This window comes from Micromonospora sonchi (assembly GCF_014646235.1).
In the GTDB taxonomy this organism is placed as follows: Bacteria; Actinomycetota; Actinomycetes; order Mycobacteriales; family Micromonosporaceae; genus Micromonospora; species Micromonospora sonchi.
The window spans coordinates 1-1046 of sequence record NZ_BMNB01000090.1; the positions used below are offsets into that span (position 1 = coordinate 1).

General features: G+C 67.0%; 1 protein-coding gene. It reads right to left on the reverse strand.

The window, feature by feature from the left end; genetic code table 11:
• Positions 1-649: helix-turn-helix domain-containing protein (locus tag IEY61_RS30880; protein WP_189050878.1), on the reverse strand; the 649-nt coding region annotated here is incomplete at its 3' end.
• Positions 650-1046 lie beyond the last annotated feature (397 nt).

Genomic DNA, 1046 nt, shown 5'->3' on the forward strand with positions numbered 1-1046 from the left:
CGGCGTCCCGATGCACCTGACACAGGAACCACCCCGCACACGCGATCGCCTCAGGATCACCGGACTCCTGCGCCGCCACCATCGCCCGGTCCGCCACCCGCCACAGCAACTCGGCAGCCGGCTGGTAGGCAATGAACATCTGCGCCAGCCCGAGCGTCTCCGCCAGCAGCGCTTGTGCCTGCCGACGCTCGTCACCCTCGTACGCCAACACGGCGCGCTGCCCGTCGCGCAGCAACCCTGGCAACAACCCGCCCAGCACCGTACGGTGATCCGACGCCTGATGCCGTGCCCGCCACGCCACCCCAAGCCGCTTCCTCAGACTGGACAACGACTCGGCCGGAGCATCGCCGGAGAATCCGACACGGTTTACGGCATCCCGGACCGACCCCAGCGCCGGATGCTCTGGCCCGTTGACCACAGCAGAGCGGTCACCAAGCTCTATAGCCAGGGCAGACACATCGATCTTCAGGGCACGCGCGATCCGATCCAGCATGTGAATGCGCGGCGGAAGGATTCGATCCGTCTCCACCGCCTTGACCCACTCGGCGCTACGCCCCACCAACCCACCGAGCACCGCCCGAGTCTTCCCGGACCGCTCCCGGTAGACCTTCAACCGCTGCCCGAACGTCAACTCCGGCAAGGAATCCACCCGGAACCTCCTCGCATAGCGCGGGATGCCACCGACCCAACGGCCGCAATCACGCCCAACGCTACCGATCCGCAGGCCGCCTCATAACCCCTCGCACGCCGGCGACTCCTGGTCCTGGCAGCACCCCGACCTCTCGCTTGTAAGTTCTGGCGCGCCGTCCGGCAGGGTCCGCCGACGTCTGTGACCTCGGACGGTTGTCCGCGCTTGGCAGCCAGCGGCTGCCCTCGTCCCGGCCAATTACGGTCAGCGCTGCTGTCACATACGGTTTAGTACGGCAGCCGCCTTTCGGGATCATGGCTGGAGTTCGAGGTTGAGGCGGTGTGTGTAGTGGGATTGTCGGGCTCGGGCTTGATGTCGGCGTCGCCAGTGTGACCAGCGCAGACGGTGGGTGAGGTCG